18 protein-coding genes are annotated in these 17145 nt (G+C 62.8%); 1 reads left to right on the top strand and 17 read right to left on the bottom strand.

Features of this window, described 5'->3' with window-relative positions; all coding sequences use genetic code 11:
* Positions 1-44: 44 nt before the first annotated feature.
* The 13 genes from lpxB to FJ977_RS18135 all read right to left on the bottom strand — a co-directional run bounded on the left by lpxB (position 45) and on the right by FJ977_RS18135 (position 13174).
* Complete coding sequence (gene lpxB / locus FJ977_RS18195; protein ID WP_140773560.1) at positions 45-1217, bottom strand: lipid-A-disaccharide synthase; 1173 nt, start codon at positions 1215-1217, stop codon at positions 45-47.
* On the bottom strand, positions 1210-2109 hold the full coding sequence (locus FJ977_RS18190) for an LpxI family protein (protein ID WP_181179922.1): 900 nt from the start codon (positions 2107-2109) through the stop codon (positions 1210-1212). The genes lpxB and FJ977_RS18190 overlap by 8 nt, the downstream gene beginning before the upstream one ends.
* The gene (lpxA, locus tag FJ977_RS18185; protein WP_140773556.1) at positions 2096-2929 is read right to left on the bottom strand and encodes an acyl-ACP--UDP-N-acetylglucosamine O-acyltransferase; all 834 of its coding nucleotides are present in this window, start codon (positions 2927-2929) and stop codon (positions 2096-2098) included. Before lpxA ends, FJ977_RS18190 begins: the two co-directional genes overlap by 14 nt.
* 13 nt (positions 2930-2942) lie before the next feature.
* A complete protein-coding gene (fabZ, locus tag FJ977_RS18180) occupies positions 2943-3410 on the bottom strand; it encodes a 3-hydroxyacyl-ACP dehydratase FabZ (RefSeq protein ID WP_140773554.1) in 468 nt (155 codons plus the stop codon).
* Positions 3403-4458 carry a UDP-3-O-(3-hydroxymyristoyl)glucosamine N-acyltransferase gene (gene lpxD / locus FJ977_RS18175; protein ID WP_140773552.1) on the bottom strand — a complete coding sequence of 352 codons (1056 nt, stop codon included), beginning with the start codon at positions 4456-4458 and terminating at the stop codon, positions 3403-3405. Before lpxD ends, fabZ begins: the two co-directional genes overlap by 8 nt.
* Before the next feature lie 75 nt (positions 4459-4533).
* The gene (gene bamA / locus FJ977_RS18170) at positions 4534-6915 is read right to left on the bottom strand and encodes an outer membrane protein assembly factor BamA (protein ID WP_140773550.1); all 2382 of its coding nucleotides are present in this window, start codon (positions 6913-6915) and stop codon (positions 4534-4536) included.
* Positions 6916-7132: 217 nt separating this feature from the next.
* The gene (gene rseP, locus FJ977_RS18165) at positions 7133-8275 is read right to left on the bottom strand and encodes an RIP metalloprotease RseP (RefSeq protein WP_140773548.1); all 1143 of its coding nucleotides are present in this window, start codon (positions 8273-8275) and stop codon (positions 7133-7135) included.
* A 97-nt stretch (positions 8276-8372) separates the two neighbouring features.
* Positions 8373-9188 (bottom strand): phosphatidate cytidylyltransferase, encoded by an 816-nt coding sequence (locus tag FJ977_RS18160; protein ID WP_140773547.1) that lies wholly within the window; start codon positions 9186-9188, stop codon positions 8373-8375.
* Positions 9185-9919, bottom strand: a complete 735-nt coding sequence (locus tag FJ977_RS18155) for an isoprenyl transferase (RefSeq protein ID WP_140773545.1) — start codon at positions 9917-9919, stop codon at positions 9185-9187. The genes FJ977_RS18160 and FJ977_RS18155 overlap by 4 nt, the downstream gene beginning before the upstream one ends.
* A 32-nt stretch (positions 9920-9951) precedes the next feature.
* Positions 9952-10506, bottom strand: a complete 555-nt coding sequence (gene frr / locus FJ977_RS18150; protein ID WP_140773543.1) for a ribosome recycling factor — start codon at positions 10504-10506, stop codon at positions 9952-9954.
* 109 nt (positions 10507-10615) lie between these two features.
* Positions 10616-11338 carry a UMP kinase gene (pyrH, locus tag FJ977_RS18145; protein WP_140773541.1) on the bottom strand — a complete coding sequence of 241 codons (723 nt, stop codon included), beginning with the start codon at positions 11336-11338 and terminating at the stop codon, positions 10616-10618.
* A gap of 161 nt (positions 11339-11499) precedes the next feature.
* Complete coding sequence (locus FJ977_RS18140; RefSeq protein ID WP_140773540.1) at positions 11500-12609, bottom strand: aldo/keto reductase; 1110 nt, start codon at positions 12607-12609, stop codon at positions 11500-11502.
* 37 nt (positions 12610-12646) lie between these two features.
* Positions 12647-13174: a nuclear transport factor 2 family protein gene (locus FJ977_RS18135; RefSeq protein WP_140773538.1), complete on the bottom strand. Its 528-nt coding sequence runs from the start codon at positions 13172-13174 to the stop codon at positions 12647-12649.
* Positions 13175-13290: 116 nt separating this feature from the next.
* Between FJ977_RS18135 and FJ977_RS18130 the strand changes: the two genes are divergently transcribed.
* Positions 13291-14226: a LysR family transcriptional regulator gene (locus FJ977_RS18130; RefSeq protein ID WP_140773536.1), complete on the top strand. Its 936-nt coding sequence runs from the start codon at positions 13291-13293 to the stop codon at positions 14224-14226.
* A gap of 13 nt (positions 14227-14239) precedes the next feature.
* Here the strand turns inward: FJ977_RS18130 and tsf are convergent, their stop codons facing one another.
* The 4 genes from tsf to FJ977_RS18110 all read right to left on the bottom strand — a co-directional run bounded on the left by tsf (position 14240) and on the right by FJ977_RS18110 (position 17133).
* A complete protein-coding gene (gene tsf, locus FJ977_RS18125) occupies positions 14240-15160 on the bottom strand; it encodes a translation elongation factor Ts (protein WP_140773534.1) in 921 nt (306 codons plus the stop codon).
* Positions 15161-15286: 126 nt separating this feature from the next.
* Positions 15287-16069 (bottom strand): 30S ribosomal protein S2, encoded by a 783-nt coding sequence (gene rpsB, locus FJ977_RS18120; protein ID WP_023777441.1) that lies wholly within the window; start codon positions 16067-16069, stop codon positions 15287-15289.
* Positions 16070-16246: 177 nt separating this feature from the next.
* Entirely contained in the window at positions 16247-16858 is a 612-nt protein-coding gene (locus tag FJ977_RS18115) for a LysE family translocator (protein ID WP_140773532.1), read from the bottom strand.
* Entirely contained in the window at positions 16855-17133 is a 279-nt protein-coding gene (locus FJ977_RS18110) for a DUF4031 domain-containing protein (protein WP_140773530.1), read from the bottom strand. The genes FJ977_RS18115 and FJ977_RS18110 overlap by 4 nt, the downstream gene beginning before the upstream one ends.
* Between the last annotated feature and the right edge of the window lie 12 nt (positions 17134-17145).

Below are 17145 nucleotides of genomic sequence, written 5' to 3'. Positions count from 1 at the left end.
GTGAATAGTGATAGTCCACTTAACTACTCACTACTCACTACTCACTACCTCGCTCTCTTGACGTACCCCATCACCACCTGCGCCGCGATCTCGCCCGACGGCCTGTCCGTCGCCATGCGACGCGCGATCTCGGCAAAGCCGTCTTTCTGCCAGGCGCGCATGCCGCTGTCGGCGAACAGCGCCTCCATCTGCCGGGCCAGATTGTTCGGCTTGACGTACTCGTTGTAGAACTCCGGAATAAGCGCACGATCCGCAATCAGGTTGGGCAGCAGCGCCGACCAGACGGATACGAAATAGGGCGCAACGGCGCGTGCTATGGGATCGAGCCTGTAGCACGAGACCATCGGCACACCCGACAGCGCCAGCTCCAGCGATACGGTTCCCGATGCGATCAGCGCGGCATCGGCCTTGCCGAAAGCCTGCCATTTGCGTTGGGGATCAACGATGATCTCAGGCTTTTCATCCCAGCGGTTGACCGAGGATTTCACGAGGTCGGCGACGTGGGGAACCGTCGGCAGCAACAGCCGCAGCCTATGTCCGCGCGCGCGCAGCATCGACACCGTCTCGCCGAATGGTTCGATCAGCCGGCGCACCTCGCCGCGCCGCGAGCCGGGCAGCACGAGCAATGTCTTGATGCGGTCCTGGGTAAGATCGCGCGGCAATTCCTGCGCCTTCGCGGCAGCGAGCACGCCCGCCTCATGCGTGAGGCGATGCCCGACATAGGTGCCGGGCGGGCCACCCAGCCGCTCGAGTTCCTTCACCTCGAACGGCAGGATGCACAGGATATGGTCGACGTAAGGCCTCATTGCCACTGCCCTGCCCGGCCGCCACGCCCAGACGCTTGGACAGACATAGTGGATGATGGGAATCGACGGGTTGGCCGCACGCACCTTCCTGGCGACACGCAAGGAAAAATCGGGGCTGTCGATGGTGACCAGACAGTCCGGCTTCTCGTCCGCAATGGTTTTGGCCAGTTGGCCGATCCGCCTGATGAGGCGCGGCAGATCACGCAGGACGGCACTGAAACCCATCAGTGCGATCTCGCCGGCATCGAAGGGCGACACCAGGCCCAATTCGCCGAGATGCCGGCCGCCGAGGCCGACGAGTTGCACCTCGCGGCCCGTCATCTGGCGGAGAGAACGCACGATGTCGGCTCCAAGCAGATCGCCTGATTCCTCACCCGCGACGATCGCGATCTTGAGTACCCTGTCAGCCATGCGCCGGCTCCGCGGCGGCCAGGCCGACGATGAACAGACCGAGTTCGTTGGCGCGCGACAGGGTTGCGGGACCCTCGAGGATCAGCGAGCGTCCCGCCTCGACGGCAATGCCGGCAAGCCCGGCCGCGTGGGCTGCTTCGATCGTCTGCGGTCCTATGGACGGAAGATCAGCGCGCAGCTCCTGGCCGGGCTTGGCGCATTTGACCAGGACGCCGCGTGTCTTGCCGGCGATGCGGCCGTGGCCACGCAGCAGCCTGGCGCGGTCGAGCAATCCGGCCGTGCCTTCGATGCCCTCGAGCGCGATGGTCCGGCCGCCCACCGCGATCGCCGCCTGGCCGATATCCAGCGCTCCGATGGCCTTTGCCGCCGCAAAGCCCGCCTCGATGTCGCGCCAGTCGGGCTTCTGCGGCTCCACCTTGGTCAAGGTCCCTTCGGCTGCCACAAGGTTCGGCACGATTTCATGGGCACCCACGACCTTTATTCCTCGTGCCTCAAGGCCCCGCGCCACCACTTTCAATAGGCCATCATCGCCGCGCGCCAGTGCCATCACGACAAGGGGTATCACGGCGAGCAGGCTGAGGCTTGGGCGCAGATGCGTCAGTCTTGGCCGGCGTTTGATCTCGCCGGCAAGCACAAGATGGGTAATCCGGTGGCGCTTGAGCAATGGAACAAGCGAGCCGATCGCCTCCAGGGCCAGGGTCTCATGGTCATACTGGCGCAATTCCACCAGTCGGTCGGCTTCGCCGTCCATGAGGACGACGAAGGGCGGATACCCCTGCTCGGCCGAGCCGGCCGCGACTTCAACGGGAAGACTGCCGCCGCCGGCGATGATGCCGACCCTGGCATCAGGCGGGAGATCAAGACCAGCAGAAGCCGTCTCAGTCTTCATCATCGGCATCGTCGCCGTCGCTGCCCTTGAGCGATGGCACCGCATAGTGCCGCTTGCCGCGACTGGTGATGAAATCGATGATCTTCATGGCGGTCGGCGAAGAGGCGAACTCGGCCTTGGCGAATTCGATGTTCTCGCCGACGGTGCGGGAGCGGTCGAAGATCGTCCTGTAAGCCTTGCGCAACAGATAGATTTCGGAACGCGGCAGACCGGCGCGCTTGAGGCCGATGATGTTCAAGCCGCGCAAGCTGGCGCGGTTGCCGACGGCAATGGCATAGGGAATGACATCACCGACAAAAGCCGAGCACCCGCCAAGAAAGGCGTTATCGCCGACACGCACAAACTGATGAACGGCGCTGAGGCCGCCAATATAGACGTTGTCGCCAATCTCGCAGTGTCCGCCCAGCGTCGCGCCATTGGCGAAGGTGGCGTTCTTGCCGACCACGCAATCATGGGCGATGTGGGCATAGGCAAGGAAATTGCCGTTGTCGCCGACCGTCGTCTCGCCGCGGCTGGTATCCGTGCCGACATGCATGGTGACGCCTTCGCGGATGGTGCAATTGGCGCCGATGACCAGCGTGGTGCGGCCGCCCTTGTGCTTGGTGTTCTGCGGCGGCGCGCCCAATATCGCCATCGGATAGACCTTGGTGGACGCCCCGATAGTGGTCGCGCCCATCACCGAGACATGGCTGACCAGTTCGACGCCATCACCGATCACGGCATCGGCGCTGACATGGCAGAACGGCCCTATGCGCACGCCCTGGCCGATTTGAGCGCCCTCTTCCACGACGGAAGAAGGATGGATTGAAGTCTTGATTTTCATAGGCACTCGATCGTCAGTCGCCGGTGACCATCATGGCTGAAATCTCGGCCTCGGCCGCCTTGGTGCCATCGACCAGGGCTTCACAGGCGAATTTGAGCAGGTTGCCGCGCTTCTTGATTTTCTTGACGTGGATCTTCAACTGGTCGCCGGGAACGACCGGTTTGCGGAATTTGGCGTTGTCGATGGTCAGGAAATAGACCAGCGACGGCTTCGAGGCCCCAAGGCTTCGGATGCAAATGGCGCCCGCCGTCTGTGCCATGGCCTCTACGATCAGCACGCCCGGCATCACAGGCTGCTCCGGGAAATGCCCTTGAAAATGCGGCTCGTTGATGGTGACGTTCTTGATGCCGATGGCAGATTCATCGCCATCGATGTCGACGATGCGGTCGATCATCAGGAAGGGATAGCGGTGCGGCAGAAGCTTCATCAGCCCCAATATGTCGACCGCTTCCAGCGTCGTCGCCGCCACCATATCAGCCATTGTCCTTGCCCTGCTTGCGTGCCCTGGCCATCGTGCGCAACATGGCTATCTCCCGCATGGCTTCCGCCATCGGCTGTGCCGGATAACCGCCCCAGATCTCGCCGGCAGGGACATTGCTCATAAATCCACTTCTGGCGGCAAGCTTGGCTCCTGTGCCGATGGTCAGGTGATCGGCAAGTCCCACGCCGCCGCCCATCGTGACATTGTCACCCACGACCACGGAACCGGAAATACCTGAAAGCCCGGCCACTATGCAATTGCGACCGATGCGGACGTTATGGGCGATCTGGACGAGATTGTCGATCTTGGTACCCTGACCGATGATCGTATCGGACATGGCGCCACGATCGACGGTCGAATTGGAGCCGATCTCGACATCGTCCTGGATGACGACCCGCCCGATCTGCGGCACCCGCTCCGGCCCCTTGGCGCCGCCGACAAAGCCGAAGCCGTCCTGGCCAATCCTGGCGCCGCCATGGATGATGACCCGGTTGCCGATCAGCGCATACTGGATGCTGGCTCCCGGGCCGACATAGCCGTCACGGCCGATCTGGCAGGACTGTCCAATGACCGCGTTGGGTGCGACGACGGTCCCGCTGCCGATCGAGACGCCCGGTCCGATGACCACGCCGGCCTCGATGATAGCGCCGGCTTCGATATGCGCGGTCGGATCGATGTGGGCATGCGATGAAATACCGGTTTCACCTGTCATTGGCCCCGGCGTGGCGGCTGTCGGGAACAGCAGCCGGCCGACGAGCGCGAATGCCTGTTGCGGCCGCGGGTGTATCAGCACAGCGACCCCGGCCGGCGCCTTGTTGGCGAATTCCGCGGGGCACAGGACCGCAGCCGCCCGCAGCGAGGGCATCAGCGCGGAATTGCGTCTGCCGTCGACGAAGACGAGCGCATTGGCAGCGCCTTCGTTGGCTGGTGCCAGCGCTTCGATCGAAACGTCGGATTGGCCGGAATCGACAAGCACCGAGCCGGTCAGATTCGCGACTTCGGCCGCCGTATACCGGCGTGATGGCGCGAAGAACACCGGGTCGGTCATTCCAGAAGCTATATCCAGCTAGGTCGGAACATTTCTCCCGGATCCAAAAAACCCGGGAGCATCGTTGGCCGCCGATCAGAAGCGGGTCGATATGCCGAAGTTGAATTCCTGCACGTCGTCGCTCGCTTCCTTCTTGACCGGGATCGCATAGTCGATACGGATCGGACCGAACGGCGAAGCCCACATCAGGCCGAGACCGACCGAAGCGCGCAATTTCATGCCGGTAGAGTCTTGGTTGACCAAGGTCTGATCGGCAATCTTGCTGCCATAGAGCGTCGCCGCATCGGCAAATACAGCGCCGCGCAGGCCGAAGCTCTCAGGAATGACCGGCAGCGGGAACTGGGCCTCGGCCGACGCATTGAAATAGGTCGTACCACCGAGATGGTCACCGCTGGAGCCGGAAGCAACCGGGCCAATGCCCCCATAGGCAAAGCCGCGGATCATGCGGTCGGTGCTCTGGAAGTGGTCGAAGATGCGCAAATCGCCGTCGCTGCCGTAACCCTCGACGTGACCGGCGCCACCCGAAAGGAGACCGACAAGATCGAGCTGCTCGGACAGCGTCTGATAGATGCTGCCGCGTCCCGTGATCTTCACGAACTTGGCATCGCCGCCAAGTCCCGCGACCTCGACGGTCGTGTTGGCATAGATACCCTCATGCGGGTTCTTCATGTCGTCGATGGTGTTGTAGACCAGCCCCAGGCTGACCGACGACTTGATCCACGGACTCTGCTCGATGCCGTCCAGGACAGCCTGGGAGATGTTACAGGTACCGCCGGGATCTCCAGGACTCGTGGGACCGCAACTATCGTCGACCTTATACTTCTCCTGAGAGATATTGTACGCCAGCTGGGTGGTGATGTTGTTGGTGATCGGCAGTCCGAAGCGAACCGTCGCACCCGTGGTGTCGCTGTCGTAGTTGTTGTTGTACTGCCTCGTCGACTTGTAGATGTCGAAGCCGGCAGCGATGCGCCGCCCGAGGAAATAAGGCTCGGTGAACGAAATGCTGTAGTCGCGCGAATTCTTGCCGCCACCCGCCGACAGCTTGATGAACTGGCCGCGGCCGAGGAAGTTGCGCTCGGTGATCGATCCTTCGACGGACGGACCCGCCGCGTCGCCACCGGTCGAATAGCCGGCGCCAATGGAGAATTCACCTGTCGACTTCTCGACCACATCGACCACCAGCACGACCTGGTCCGGCTGCGAGCCGGGCACGGTCGAGATGTCGACTTTGTCAAAATAATTCAGGTTTTCCAGGCGCTTCTTCGCACGCTGGATGAGCACCTGGTTGAACGCATCGCCTTCGCTGACGTCGAATTCGCGGCGAATGACATAGTCGCGCGTGCGATCGTTGCCTCGGATCTCGATGCGCTCGATATAGGCTTTGGTGCCCTGGTCGACCGTATAGACCACAGAAATCGTATGGTTCTCGAAGTTGCGGTCGCCGCGCGGCGTCACCTGCGCGAAGGCATAGCCGGAGCCGGCCACCTTCTCGGTCAGCGCGATGATGGAGTCTTCGACGTTCTTGGCATTGTAGACGTCGCCCTTGCGGGTCTCGACCACAGATTCCAGTGACTTGGAGTCGACTTCCGGGATCGTGCTTTCGACGCTGATGTCACCGAAGTTGTAGCGCTCGCCTTCCTGGACGGTGATGGTGACCGTGTACTTATTCGTGGCGCTGTCGAGTTCGCCGACGGCCGAAACGACCTGGAAATCGGCATAGCCGTGATTGTAATAGAAGCGGCGCAGCAGCTCCTGGTCGGCGCGCAGCTTGTCCTCGTCATAGACGTCGTCACGCAGGATGAACGAAACCCAGGACGAGCGCTTGGTGTTGATCACGTCCGACAGGCGACGGCTCGAATAGGCGCTGTTGCCGACGAAGTTGATTGCCGCGATCTGCGTGCGGTCGCCTTCCGTGATGTGGAAGACCACATTCACGCGGTTGTCGCCGAGGTCCATGACCTGCGCGGTCACGCCGGCGTCGTCGCGGCCGATATGCTTGTAGGCGCCCTTGATCTGCTCGACGTCGGCATCGAGCGTCGCCTGTGAGAACGTGCCGCGTGGCTTCAGCTGGATAGCCATCTGAAGCGCGGGGTCCTTGATCTTCTTGTTGCCCTGGAACAGAACCTGGTTGACGACCTTGTATTCGGCAACCTTGACCACCAGCGTCGAGCCGACCTGGTTGATCTGGACATCCGAGAACAGGCCGGTGCCGAACAGCGCCTTGACGGCCGCGTCGATGTCGGAACTGGAGAAGGCCTTGCCCGGCTTGATGGTGATGTAGTTGCGGATGGTCTCGGCGTCGACACGCTGGTTGCCGGTCACCTCCACCCTGCTGACGACAGCGGCTTCGGCCGTCGATGTGGCAACGAATTGCACTGCGAGCGCACCTGGTACGACCAGAGCGGCGGACAGTGCCGCCGCTGACGCGGCGTTTAGAAACTTGGAAGCTGCCTTCATCGGGCTTAATAACCTTTTCTCGTAGTCCCCACGGCGAGAAAACCGGACGTGCGGTAATTTCCCCTACCGTATTAACCGGATTTTCCCTACACGCAAGGCTTCTGGTTAATTTGTATTTACTTAACCCTGGTGCGTGGCTTTCGCGTCACTCATATCCCCGTGCATGGTAAACGGCGTCTCAACATCGGCCATGCCGAAGCCGAATTTCTTCATGATTTCAGCATCCAAAGAGATCATTCCAGAACACGAAACCCATGAAGCACAGGACAAGGAGCAGACCGGCCCGATAGGCCATTTCCATCATCCGTTCCGACACCGGTCGGCGAATGACGGCCTCCACCCCGTAGAACAAGAGATGGCCTCCGTCGAGGGGGGGAATCGGCAAAAGGTTGAGAATACCTATCCCGACAGACAGCAGCGCGACGAGCTGCACCAGCCACTCGAAACCCAGCTTCGCAGCCTTGCCCGCCATGTCGGCGATCTTGACCGGACCACCCAATTGGCACTTGTCCTCGCGGCCCGCGGCGAAACGCTGCAGGAACTGGCCGGTGCGCTCGATGACGTGGCCCGTTTCCTCAACGGCCGCCGCCACGGCACCGACCGGCGTGTAGGTGATGAGACGGGGCTGGCCGAGTTCCTTGTTGTTGACGACGCCGATCACGGCGACCTTGACCTTGTTGCCGAGCGCGTCTTCCTGCTCCATCAACTGCGGGGTCGCGGTGACCGTGACTTCCTTGCCATCGCGCAGCATGACGAAGGTGATGGTATCGCCGGCCCGGCCCGAGACCAGCCGCTGCACATCGCCGAAGGTTTCGACCTTGCTGCCGTCGACGCTGACGAATCGGTCCCCGGGCAGGATGCCGGCCTTCGCCGCGGGACTGTCCGTCGTAACCTCCGCCACCATGGGCTCCGCGACATAACGCCCATAGGCCGCAAACAGGACGGCAAAGACGACGATCGTCAGCAGGAAATTGAACAGAGGCCCGGCCGCGACCGTCGCCGCGCGCTTCCAGATCGCCTGGGTATGAAAGGCGACCTTGCGCTCCTCGTCGGTCAGCGTCTCGAGTTCATCCGAGGTGGGTTGGCTGGAGGTGGCGTTCATGTCGCCGACAAATTTGACATAGCCGCCAAGTGGTATGGCGCAAAGCTTCCAGCGCGTGCCATGCCTGTCGTTGAAACCGATGAGTTCGGGACCGAAGCCGATCGAAAAGGCCTTGACCCCGATGCCGCACCAGCGGCCGACGAGGTAGTGGCCCATTTCGTGGACGAACACCACCACGGTCAGCACGAAGAGAAACGGCACGAGCGTGCCGAGAAAGAAACCTTCCGTGCTGAAAATCGCGTGAAGAATCTCGTTCAATTCAGGTCCTCAAATTCTTCCGCAGTTGCGCCGTGACTGTGACATCAATCCAGGCGAATCCAAGGCGCGTCCGCGCGAGATCGTGGAACGGCATCATTCAAATCTGAAACAGCCCCTGTGCCGGATGATCGGCGCCCGCCGAAATCCAGCCGATGACGTACAGGGCGAGAGCCGCCGCGACAAGCCCGTCGACACGGTCCATCACGCCGCCATGCCCCGGAATGAGCACACCCGAATCCTTGCGGCCGTGCCGCCGCTTTACCCAGGATTCGAACAGGTCACCGGCTTGGGCTACAATCGAAAGCACCAGCGCCACAAGGCCGAGCAGCGCCAGGTTCCCGGCACCGGCGGCGGCTGCCAGCATAACCCCGGCAACGACACCACCGACAGCGCCGCCAAGCGCGCCGCTGCGCGTCTTGCCGGGCGAAATCGACGGCGCAAGTTTGGGACCGCCGACGGCGCGCCCGACGAAATAGGCAAAAATGTCGGTCGCCCAGACGACCGCGAACAAAAACAGGATGGCGACGAGGCCCGCATGGTCGCCATCGCGCAGCAGGGCGAGCGACAGGCCGGACACGCTGGCGTAGGCAAGACCGCTTGCCTCCCACTGCCCGGTCTGGCGAACCAGGGCGGCAATCGCCGTCACGGCAATCAGAATCACGGCAAGCAGCAGCAGCCAGAACGCAGGAAGCCCGGCGATCAGGGCCCCGATGAAAACGACCGCCAGCGCTTCGGGCAGGAAGCCCAGCCCATGGGCAGTGACAGGCCGCGACATGCGTGTCCACTCGTAAAAGATCATCGCCACCATGGCTGCGCAAAGCAGCCGGAAAGGCAGGCCGCCAAGCCAGGTCAGGCCAAGGGCGATGACGGCAAGCACGACCGCTGAAATGACGCGGAGCTGAAGGTTGCTCATCCCGCGGCCGGTCGCGACGCGACGTCTTGCGGGCCCAATCCGCCGAAACGGCGCTCACGGCCGGCAAATTCGCGCAAGGCCTCGGCGAGGTGCTCGCGGCTGAAATCAGGCCAATAGCAAGGCAGGAACACCAACTCGCTATAGGCGGCCTGCCACAAGAGGAAGTTGGACAGGCGAAGCTCGCCACTGGTGCGTATGACCAGTTCCGGATCGGGAATGCCTTGCGTGTCGAGACAGCCGGCAAAGCTTTCGGCGGTGATCGCTTCGCTGTCGATCTCGCCGCGCGCCACGGCCGAAGCAAGCTTGCGCGCCGTGCGCACGATCTCGTCGCGTCCGCCATAGTTGAAGGCGATGACCAGCGTCAGCGCTTCGTTGCCGGCGGTGAGCGATTCGGCCTCGTCGAGCAGCCCTCTGATGTCGGCCTGCAGCCCTGCCCTGTCGCCGATGATCCTGACCCGCACACCGCTCTGATGGAGTTCGGCGAGATCGCGGCGGATGAACAGCTTCAACAGTCCCATCAGGTCGCTGACTTCGGACTTCGGCCGCGACCAGTTCTCCGACGAGAAAGCGTAGACGGTCAGGAAGGAGATACCGAGATCCGGTGCCGCGCGCACCGTCTTGCGCAGCGCCTCGACGCCGGCGCGATGACCGGCGAGCCTCGGCATGCCGCGCGACTTGGCCCAGCGTCCATTTCCATCCATGATGATCGCGACATGCGCGGGCGTTGTCATGATCTCGCTTTCGGGTCAGCCTGCGGCCAACCCTAAACCTGCATGATTTCAGCTTCCTTGTCGGAAAGCAGCTGATCGATGGTGCTGATCGTTTCGTCTGTGAGCTTCTGGACCTGGTCCGAACGCTTGCGCTGATCGTCCTCGCTGATGGTGCCGTCCTTCTCCGCCTTCTTCAGGAAGTCCATGCCGTCGCGGCGCACATGGCGCGCGGCGACGCGGGCGTTCTCGGCGTAGCCGTGCGAGATCTTGACCAGTTCCTTGCGGCGCTGTTCGTTGAGCTCCGGCAGCGGAATCCTGAGATTGGTGCCGTCGACGATCGGGTTGAAGCCCAGATTGGATTCCCGAATGGCGCGGTCGACGGCTCCAACCATCGACTTGTCCCAGATCGACACCGAGATCATGCGTGGTTCCGGAACGGTAACGTTGGCGACCTGGTTGATCGGCATGGTGGTGCCGTAGGCCTGCACCTGGATGGCATCGAGCAGATTGCTGGAGGCGCGACCGGTCCGCAGCGAAGCCAGGTCATGCTTGAACGCGGCGATTGCCCCATCCATGCGCCGCTTGAGATCGTCGTACTCACCACTCATCTTAGTCTCCTCGACCCGTCTGCCGCGGGTTCACTGCTTCGGGGCAAGGCCCCGTTCGAGCCTGATTTTCGAAAAGCCGGTTTCCCTTTTCAAGGGATCAGGCCCCGGATCAATCGTCCGCGACGACCGTGCAGCGGCCGCCGCCCCTCAGAATATCGCCGAAACCACCTTTTTCGTGGATCGAATAGACGATTATCGGAATGTTGTTTTCACGCGCAAGTGCAATCGCAGCAGTATCCATGATGGAAAGGCCGCGATTTATGACTTCGGCATGGCTGATGCGCTCGAAACGCGTCGCATGCGGGTCCTTTTTGGGGTCGGCCGAATAGACACCGTCGACTTGCGTGCCCTTGAACAACGCGTCGGCGCCGATTTCAGCCGCGCGAAGCGCTGCGGCCGAATCAGTGGTGAAGAACGGATTGCCGGTGCCGCCGGCAAAGATCACCACCCTGCCCTGGTTCATGTAAGCGTCTGCCTGGCGTTGCGAAAAACTCTCGCAGAGTTCTGGCATGGCGATCGCCGACAGCACCACAGCATCGACGCCGATTTTGTGCAGCGAGGTGCGCAGTGCCAGCGAGTTGATGACCGTGGCAAGCATGCCCATATGGTCGCCGGTGACGCGGTCACCGCCCTTGGAGGCGACGGCCACGCCGCGGAAGATGTTGCCGCCGCCGATGACGACTCCGACCTCGATGCCCAGCGCGCGGGCCTCGGCGATGTCGGCGGCAATGCGATCCACGACCGAGACATCGATGCCGAAATGCTGTTCGCCCATCAACGCTTCGCCCGACGCTTTCAACAAGACACGTCGGTAGAGGGGCTTCACCGTCATTTGGTCCTCGTCATTTTGCATGTGGCGCGCCTGGGCTGGCCGCCCTCGCGCAGGCGCCGCGTCCCGAACATTGGCGCGATGCCGAGTTCCGATACACGAAGGGCGCCGCGATGTCACGCGGCGCCCAATCGGCGAATTCACGGCAACCCCTGGCCGATCGATCAGTCGGTGGATACGCTGGCCGGCTCGCCCTCGACAAGCACCGGCGAGGCGTAGCCGGGAGGCTTGTCGCCCGTTGCCGCGCCGCCGGTGACGCGCGCCTGTATCTGCGGCCCGAAATAGGAATAGGGAAACGACGCCGGCGTTGCGCTGACCGAATCCAGCCGGTTGCGAAGCCCTGCCGGTATCTCGAAGTCCAGCGCGCCAAGATTGTCCTTGATCTGGCCGAGCGTCGTCGCACCGAGGATAACGGCGGCGATTCCGGGCTGCGTCGCCACCCAGTTGAGAGCGACCTGCGGCATGCTGCGGCCGAGCTCGCACGCAACCTTCTCGAGCTCGGCCACGATGGCCCAGTTATGCTCCGTGAATTTCTGGAAGCCCGGATGCGTCGAGTTGCGAAACCCGTCGAGCCGGCCCGCGTTTCCGGCCTGGACCGGCCGATATTTGCCGCTGAGCAGCCCGCTGGCCAGCGGGCTCCAGACCATGATGCCGGCGCCATGGCGCGTGCCGAACGGTACGAACTCATTCTCGATCGAGCGCTCGGCGAGGGAGTATTCGAGCTGCAGCGCCGAAACCGGTTCATATCCGCGCAGCTCGGCGATCGCCTGTGCCCGCCCCGCATACCAGGCCGGCACGTCGGACAGGCCGACATGGCGCACCTTGCCCACCCGCACCAGGTCATCCAGGGTGCGCATGACCTCTTCGGCCGGCGTCAGCCTGTCCCACACATGCATGAGGTAGAGATCGATATAGTCGGTGCCCAGCCGCTTCAGTGAAGCGTCTATCGCGCGCATGATGTTCTTGCGGCCGTTGCCGCCGGCATTGGGATTACCGGGCTGCATGCTCATGGTGAACTTGCTGGCGATCACCGCGTTATCGCGCAAGCCCCGCTCGGCGATGAATTCGCCAAGCCAGGCTTCGGCGGTGCCACCGGTGTAGAGGTCCGCCGTGTCGAAGAAATTGCCGCCTGCCTCGACATAGGCGTTAAACATCGCGCGGGCCGTGTCCCTGTCTGCTCCCCAACCCCACTCCTTGCCGAACGTCATGGTGCCCAGCGCCAGCCGGCTGATCCTGAGGCCGCTGTTGCCGAGCGTGTAATAGGTCATGGTCATGATCGTCTTCCAATGCTTGATGGTTGATGCCGCCGCATCACTGGCCCGGCGTCGCCTTGACCCAGGGGTTGCCGCGCTCGTGCGTCATGCGGAAGGCGAAGCCATCGACCTTCCAACCGGAGGCGGCGCGCGTCAGCTTGTGCTCATACGTGCCCCAGACCTCCCAAAGCGGGTCGCCATTGCCTTCCATCCGGTTCCAGGCATAACCGTTGGACAGGACGGTCGCCGTGTCCGCCTCGAGAACGACCTGGTGATTGGTGCGCAGGTGCAGGCTTGTCTTCGAACCCTTGAGGTTGCAGGCCCAGGCGCCGATCAGATCGTCGGAGGCGATGATGGCCGCGGGCTGTCCCGACAGGCTGCTGAAGTCGGCGGCAACCCGATCCGCGAAATAGCTGCGCGCGAGTTTCCAGTCCTGCGCGTCGACGGCGCGGTCGATGGCATCGGCGATCCGGATGACCGCGCGTTCATCCGCTAGCGCCTGCCAGCCGGATGGTTCCGCCCCGCCGGCATCGACCGGTGACAGCGCCATGCCGGCCGCGAAAGTTACGTGCTTCAACGCATTCATGTCTCTTCTCCTCAATGCCATCAGCCAACCGCGGATGTGTCGGCGACAATGTGGATCGGTGTCTTGGCATCGATAAGATTGCATTGTTCGCAAGGACCATGCGATATCATTCATGAATGGATCGGGATCTGCTCAGCCATCTGCCTGTCATCGTTGCCGTTGCCCGGCGCGGCGGCTTCGCGCTTGCAGCCGCCGAACTCGGCATGAGTCCGTCCGCCGTCAGCCATGCGGTGCGCCTTGTCGAGGAGCGCATTGGTCAGCCGCTGTTTGCGCGCACGACGCGCAGCGTTTCGCTCACCGAGGCCGGCAAGGCACTGGTGGAAACGGCGGCCCCTGCCCTCCAGGATATTGCCGAACGGATGGATCGTATCCGCAGCGTCAAGGGCAAGCCGTCCGGCCTGCTCAGGATCAATGCCTCCAACATCGCGATCCCATTGGCGGTGACGCCGGTCGTTGCCGCCATGGCCGAGCGCTATCCGGACATCACGGTGGAGGTCTTCGCCGATCAGGGACTGGTCGACATCGTCGGCGAAGGTTTTGACGCCGGGATCCGGCTGGGCGAGATGATCGCGCAGGATATGGTCGCTGTGCGGCTCACGCCTCCGTTCAAAGCCGTCATCGTCGCCTCTCCCGCCTATATCGGACGCCGTGGCCGCCCGCGCAGCGTAGCAGATCTCGCCAACCACAATTGCATCGGCTACCGGCTGGTTCGCTCCGGCGCGCTCTATCGCTGGGATTTGGCGGAGGACGGCAAGGATGTCGTCATGGAAACCGGCGGAACGGCCATCGTCACGGATTCGCTGGCCGCGATTGATCTCGCGCTTGCCGGAGTGGGCCTTGCCTACATGTTCGAACCGCTGGCGCGCGCGGATCTTGCGGTCGGCCGCCTGGTGCAGGTGCTGCCGCAATCAGCGATCGAGGAACCTGGCCTGTTCCTCTATTTCCCGCGCCGGGCGGCGATGGCGCCGAAGCTGAGGGCGTTTATCGACACCGCACAAGAAATCGGCCTGACATCCATGCGGACATCAGGCCGAAAAACACTGTCGGAATAAAGCGGTAGGAAGCTTACTTCTTGACCGCCGCCGCGACTTCCGCCGCGAAATCGGTCTCTTCCTTCTCGATACCCTCGCCAAGCGCGAAGCGCAGATAGGCGGTGATCTTGGCCGGCGCGCCGATTTCCTTCTCGGCATCCTTCAGCGCCTTCTCGACGGTGATGTCGGGATTGAGCACGAAGGCCTGCTTCAAGAGCACGACTTCCTCGTAGAACTTGCGCATGCGGCCTTCGACCATCTTCTCGATGATCGCTTCCGGCTTGCCGGATTGACGCGCCTGGTCGGAGAAGATCGCCTTTTCGCGTTCTACCGCGGCCGGGTCGATCTGCTCTGCCGTCAGCGCCATCGGGTTGGTGGCGGCGACGTGCATGGCGACCTGGCGGCCGAACGCGTTGGCCGCATGCTCATTGCCCGTGGTTTCGATCGCCACCAGCACGCCGAGCTTGCCAAGGCCGTCGGCAACCGCGTTGTGGACATAGGTCGCCACCGCGCCATGCGGAACGGTCAGCTTCGCCGAGCGGCGGAAGCCCAGGTTCTCGCCGATTGTGCCGACAGCGTCCTTGATGGTGTCGGTGACCGACTTGTCCGAACCCGGATATTTGGCGGCGGCAACCGCCTCGGTCGCGCCATAGGCGAGAGCGACCTTGGCAACGTTGGCGACGATTTCCTGGAACGCGGCGTTGCGGGCGACAAAGTCGGTCTCGGAATTGACCTCGACGACCGCGGCCTCGCGCACGCCATTGTCGACTCCGATCAGGCCTTCGGCGGCGGTGCGGCCGGCCTTCTTGTCGGCCTTCGAAATGCCCTTCTTGCGCAGCCAGTCGACGGCCTCTTCCATATTGCCGTTGGTCTCGTTCAACGCCGCCTTGCAGTCCATCATGCCCGCGCCGGTCAAGTCGCGGAGTTCTTTGACCTGTGCAGCCGAAATGCTCATTGTCGCCTCTTTGTTTTAAATGCACCGACGCACCATCGGTACTCGATGGTGCGTCTGTTTAGCGTGCCAAAATATGAGAAAGATGAAGGCCGTCGCCGGCCTTCGATTATCAAGCCCGGGTTGTTATCAAGCTTCTGGGGCTTCCGATGCCGGAGCCGGATCGAGCGCCGGCTCGACCGGAGCTTCAACCGAAGCGCCGATGTCGACGCCGAGCGCGCCCTGCTGACGGGCGATGCCGTCGATCGCAGCCTTGGCGATCAGGTCGCAATAGAGCTGGATGGCGCGGGCCGCGTCGTCATTGCCGGGGATCGGGAAATCGATCTTGTCCGGATCGCAGTTCGAATCGATGATGGCGACGACCGGGATGCCAAGGCGCTTGGCCTCGAGGATGGCGATCGCTTCCTTGTTGGTGTCGATCACGAACATCAGGTCGGGCGTCGAGCCCATGTCCTTGATGCCGCCCAGCGCCTTGTCCAGCTTCTCGCGCTCGCGATCGAGGTTCAGGCGCTCTTTCTTGGTGAGGCCCTGGGCCTCGCCGGCCAGCATCTCGTCGAGCTTGCGCAGGCGCTGGATCGAATTCGAGATCGTCTTCCAGTTGGTCAGCATGCCGCCGAGCCAACGCGAGTTGACATAGTACTGGGCCGAACGCTGAGCCGCATCGGCGACGATGTCCGACGCCTGGCGCTTGGTGCCGACGAACAGCACGCGGCCGCCCTTGGCGACGGTGTCGGAAACCTGCTTCAGCGCCTGGTGCAGCAAGGGCACCGTCTGCGAGAGGTCGATGATGTGGATGTTGTTGCGGGCGCCATAGATGTAGGGCGCCATCTTCGGATTCCAGCGGTGGGTCTGGTGGCCGAAGTGAATGCCAGCTTCCAAAAGCTGGCGCATGCTGAAATCAGGCAGAGCCATTCTTATTTTCCTTTCCGGTTAGCCTCCACGGACACAGGCATTTTCGGACCAGGTCCTCGAACGCCACCGGAGGTTTCAGCCGGATTTCTCCCGGGCAGACACCAAAGTCCGTGTGTGGAATGAGCGCGCATATAGAGGGGAAGCGCGACAAACGCAAGCGGGGTGCCGTTTTACGGCTCAGCGTGCGGCAATCAGCGCTCCGGTACCGATCATGACGCTACCGGCAAACCGGTTCATCAGCCGCATGCGCCTGGGTGTCCTGAACCAGCCCGAAGCCCGGCCCGCAAGCGCCGCATAGGCACCCATGGTGAGGACGTTGACGCTGATGACGACGGCCACCACCAGCAGGCCATCGACAAAGGTGAGCGTCTCGAGGTTGAGGATCAACGGCATGATCGAGGCATGGAACAGGATTGCCTTCGGGTTCCCCAGCGCAATGGATGCGCCAAGCAAGAAGGACCGCGACAATCTCGCCTCGGCCGTCCGCGGCTCATCCGATTGCGCGGCCGAGGCGCGCCACATCCTCATCCCGAGAAAGATCAGATAGGCAGCACCGGCATATTTCAGCAGGAGAAATATCCATTCGAAGGTCTGGGCCAGCACCACCAGCCCGAGCAGCGCCAGGGTGACCAGCACCGCATCGCCGGCGGCGACCCCAATGCCGGCCATGAAGGCACGAAGGAAACCACGCGACACGCCGTTGGTGATGACCGCGAACATCGCGGGTCCCGGTGTGGCGGCGGCGAGTGTGACGGCGGCGCAATAGGCGAGAAATGCAGTTGGCGTCATGGCTTGGCCTTTCCATTGGGCACCCGCACGCGCCGGAAGATCGCGACGATCTCCTCGCGGCTGCATTCGATGGCGCCGAGCCGCACCGCGCGGTCGCGCTCCAGGCCGGTTATGTCATAGTGCGGAGCCGATGTCTTGGGCGGGCCCTGGTAGGACGAGCGCTTGACGCCCAGTTCGGCGGCGAATCGATGCAATTCGTGGATATCGTCGGCCATCAGGTGGCACCAGCGATGGCCGGCCCACTTCCAGATCGCCGCATCGACGTAGACCGCCATCAAGCCCGCCGC

The sequence above is a fragment of the Mesorhizobium sp. B2-1-3A genome (assembly GCF_006442655.1).
Taxonomy (GTDB): Bacteria; Pseudomonadota; Alphaproteobacteria; order Rhizobiales; family Rhizobiaceae; genus Mesorhizobium.
This window is presented reverse-complemented; position numbering and strand designations above follow the sequence as displayed.

Excerpts from the sequence above, each read along its gene's own strand:
- FJ977_RS18130 (WP_140773536.1), top strand. The coding sequence starts at position 13,291 with ATGGATCGGGATCTGCTCAGCCATCTGCCTGTCATCGTTGCCGTTGCC.
- FJ977_RS18160 (WP_140773547.1), bottom strand. The coding sequence starts at position 9,188 with ATGAGCAACCTTCAGCTCCGCGTCATTTCAGCGGTCGTGCTTGCCGTC.
- frr (WP_140773543.1), bottom strand. The coding sequence starts at position 10,506 with ATGAGTGGTGAGTACGACGATCTCAAGCGGCGCATGGATGGGGCAATC.
- lpxB (WP_140773560.1), bottom strand. The coding sequence starts at position 1,217 with ATGGCTGACAGGGTACTCAAGATCGCGATCGTCGCGGGTGAGGAATCA.
- bamA (WP_140773550.1), bottom strand. The coding sequence starts at position 6,915 with ATGAAGGCAGCTTCCAAGTTTCTAAACGCCGCGTCAGCGGCGGCACTG.
- rpsB (WP_023777441.1), bottom strand. The coding sequence starts at position 16,069 with ATGGCTCTGCCTGATTTCAGCATGCGCCAGCTTTTGGAAGCTGGCATT.
- FJ977_RS18140 (WP_140773540.1), bottom strand. The coding sequence starts at position 12,609 with ATGACCATGACCTATTACACGCTCGGCAACAGCGGCCTCAGGATCAGC.
- tsf (WP_140773534.1), bottom strand. The coding sequence starts at position 15,160 with ATGAGCATTTCGGCTGCACAGGTCAAAGAACTCCGCGACTTGACCGGC.
- lpxA (WP_140773556.1), bottom strand. The coding sequence starts at position 2,929 with ATGAAAATCAAGACTTCAATCCATCCTTCTTCCGTCGTGGAAGAGGGC.
- FJ977_RS18110 (WP_140773530.1), bottom strand. The coding sequence starts at position 17,133 with ATGGCGGTCTACGTCGATGCGGCGATCTGGAAGTGGGCCGGCCATCGC.
- FJ977_RS18115 (WP_140773532.1), bottom strand. The coding sequence starts at position 16,858 with ATGACGCCAACTGCATTTCTCGCCTATTGCGCCGCCGTCACACTCGCC.
- pyrH (WP_140773541.1), bottom strand. The coding sequence starts at position 11,338 with ATGACGGTGAAGCCCCTCTACCGACGTGTCTTGTTGAAAGCGTCGGGC.
- fabZ (WP_140773554.1), bottom strand. The coding sequence starts at position 3,410 with ATGGCTGATATGGTGGCGGCGACGACGCTGGAAGCGGTCGACATATTG.
- FJ977_RS18190 (WP_181179922.1), bottom strand. The coding sequence starts at position 2,109 with ATGATGAAGACTGAGACGGCTTCTGCTGGTCTTGATCTCCCGCCTGAT.
- FJ977_RS18135 (WP_140773538.1), bottom strand. The coding sequence starts at position 13,174 with ATGAATGCGTTGAAGCACGTAACTTTCGCGGCCGGCATGGCGCTGTCA.
- FJ977_RS18155 (WP_140773545.1), bottom strand. The coding sequence starts at position 9,919 with ATGACAACGCCCGCGCATGTCGCGATCATCATGGATGGAAATGGACGC.
- lpxD (WP_140773552.1), bottom strand. The coding sequence starts at position 4,458 with ATGACCGACCCGGTGTTCTTCGCGCCATCACGCCGGTATACGGCGGCC.